3 protein-coding genes are annotated in these 2,416 nt (G+C 43.2%); 2 read left to right on the forward strand and 1 reads right to left on the reverse strand.

Annotation, left to right across the window (positions count from 1 at the left end; genetic code table 11):
- Nucleotides 1-224 precede the first annotated feature (224 nt).
- Together IBX50_RS19715 and IBX50_RS19720 are read left to right on the forward strand one after the other, a co-directional pair.
- Nucleotides 225-917 (forward strand): hypothetical protein, encoded by a 693-nt coding sequence (locus tag IBX50_RS19715; protein ID WP_292258101.1) that lies wholly within the window; start codon nt 225-227, stop codon nt 915-917.
- Nucleotides 918-932: 15 nt separating this feature from the next.
- Nucleotides 933-2,165, forward strand: a complete 1,233-nt coding sequence (locus IBX50_RS19720) for an XRE family transcriptional regulator (protein WP_292258102.1) — start codon at nt 933-935, stop codon at nt 2,163-2,165.
- 27 nt (nt 2,166-2,192) lie between these two features.
- Here IBX50_RS19720 and IBX50_RS19725 read toward each other — a convergent pair.
- On the reverse strand, nt 2,193-2,416 hold a 224-nt coding region (locus IBX50_RS19725), incomplete at its 5' end, for a hypothetical protein (RefSeq protein WP_292258103.1).

The following is a 2,416-nucleotide window of genomic DNA, read 5'->3' on the forward strand; positions in this document are numbered from 1 at the left end:
CCAAAATTACCGACTGTGGCAACCCGGATTTTGTCATCACCCGCAAAGGAGTACCAACATTCAAGCCGGTAAAGCTGGCCAGTGTTGATTTTGCATGTTCATTTTTTTTACTGGAAGTGTAGGCTTGGAGCTGTGATTCACAGATCATTCACACCCATCACTTCAAAAAGAAGAATTTAAAGCATATAATCCGGTTAAAGAAGCTCATAAATTCGGAGATCCCTATGCCTCAACCTGGTACCAGAAGCCAAGTCCTTCACCACATCCATCAATACGGCCAATTGGAAGACTTTGAAGAATTGCCATTACTGATTGGTAAAGCTTTCAAGCAAGCCTACGATGATAGTAAGTACATAAAAAGCTGCTCACTACTTCAAAGCAGAAAGCGCGGCCAAGACCGCTACTACTATGTTCAAGAGGCACTTCACAGCTCCCAGAGGGGGTGGTCAATTTCTACCCAACGGGCTGACAATAGTGGTGAATCTATCACACAACTGGAAACAAAAAATCTGCTGATTACCACTCACGTCCGACCATGGCACAGTGCTAAAATGCGCCCCGCAAAATTCAGGGATCAAAATGCTAAACATAACACCGGCATTCATGAGCAAATCTGTTTAGCTTTAGATAGTGAAGCTGAAATCAATAAGGCAAAAAAACTTGAAAAGCTCAACATACAGATCATAGCTCTGGGGCCACACCCAACACTGCCGCAGGACACTCCAGCAGAAATCAAAGTTTGCGTCCCTTTTGAAAACAATAAGGGTTATCACTTGGATATTCCAATTGATGAGCTTCTGGCAGGCTTTAGCACAGTAGAGCCCGCCACCGAGCCAGCAGACAAGGCCCTACCTACACTTCGCAAGAAAATGCGCCAAACAGAAAACGATGCAGAGCAAAGGTCACAGAATGAATAAGGGGTATACACAGTCATGAGATCCGGAATCCAAGGCTTCCAATCACAGCGCCTAAAGCAGCTTCGTGCTAGCGCTGCAATGACTCAAATTGAGCTTGCCGAACGTATCCAGTGTGTAAAAGGCAACATTTCTAAATGGGAGCAGGGTAAAAGCAGCCCTGAAGCCAGCAGCTTCCAAAAAATCTGCGATGTATTCAATGTCCCTAGCTCCTGGCTTATGGAAGAACCCATTGCATCACCAGAAACACATCCCAGTTTTTTCAGAGCCAAAAACAAAACTCCAAAAATCTCTAGAGAGATTGCCAAAATCCGTTTAGACTGGGCAGAGGAAGTCTCCTATAAGCTACAGGAAAGCTTAGAGTTTCCTGATATTAACCTGCCGGAATACACTGGTGACTTCAAAGTTCTGACTGATTATGAAATTGAAGACTTAGCTACTGAATGCCGTCAGCGTTGGGAGTTAGGGCAAAGACCCATTCAAAATCTAATTAATGTTATGGAAGGCAATGGTGTTGTTGTCACTAGAGGCACCCTAGGGTTCACTAAAATGGATGGCGTTTCTCGCTGGTCAAAAATAGATTCACGCCCTTACGTTTTCCTATGCATGGACAAGGCCAATGGTTTCAGAGCCAGATTCGACGCCGGTCATGAACTGGGACATATAGTTCTCCATAAAAAAGTAACGGATGCAGAGTACCAAAAGAATTATCACTTACTTGAAAATCAGGCACACCGCTTTGCAAGTGCATTACTGTTACCAGCTTCATCTTTTGTTCGTGATGTGCACTATCCAACAATGGAAACTTTTTTAGCGCTCAAACCAAAATGGAAAGTTTCTGTTGCTGCAATGATTCGCCGATGCCAAGATCTGGAAGTCATCAGTGACCAAACTGCCTTGAGACTTTGGAAAGCAAGATCAGCTAGAGGCTGGACAGCACGTGAGCCTTTAGATGACACCCTGGAGCCAGAAGAGCCCAAGCTACTTCAACGCAGCATCAAAATGCTGGTCGAAAACAACATCCTTGATAAATGCACCCTGCGCCAAATGCTAGGTGCTCCAGCTCATATCATCGAAGAGCTAAGCAACCTGCCCAAAAACTACTTTAATCAGGATCAGCCTGACAAAGTTATTGAGTTACGCATACGAAACCCATCGCAACAAGGTCAAACGACACAACAGATGGGAATAAAAGGACGTGTGATCAAACTGGAGCAAAGAAAGGTACATCACGGCATGAAAGATGTGTAGCATAAGATGGCGACAGGGATGTCGCAATCAAATAGATATCTTCTTACTGAGATCCTGAATAAAATTATCAATATTATATTTAACTAAATAAACATTAAATTCAAAATCTCCAACCCCTGAAAATTCATATATTTTAGACTTTTTCCCAAAAATACTACCTTCATTCCACTTCTGCACGCCACACATTGGGATAAATACGGAACATGTCAACCTCATTTGAGCCAGCTCTTTAAAAATTAAATTGCTTTTTC

The organism is Marinospirillum sp. (genome assembly GCF_014859565.1).

What these genes read in the sequence shown, in the direction of transcription:
- IBX50_RS19715 (WP_292258101.1), top strand. Translation starts at nt 225, where the DNA reads ATGCCTCAACCTGGTACCAGAAGCCAAGTCCTTCACCACATCCATCAA.
- IBX50_RS19720 (WP_292258102.1), top strand. Translation starts at nt 933, where the DNA reads ATGAGATCCGGAATCCAAGGCTTCCAATCACAGCGCCTAAAGCAGCTT.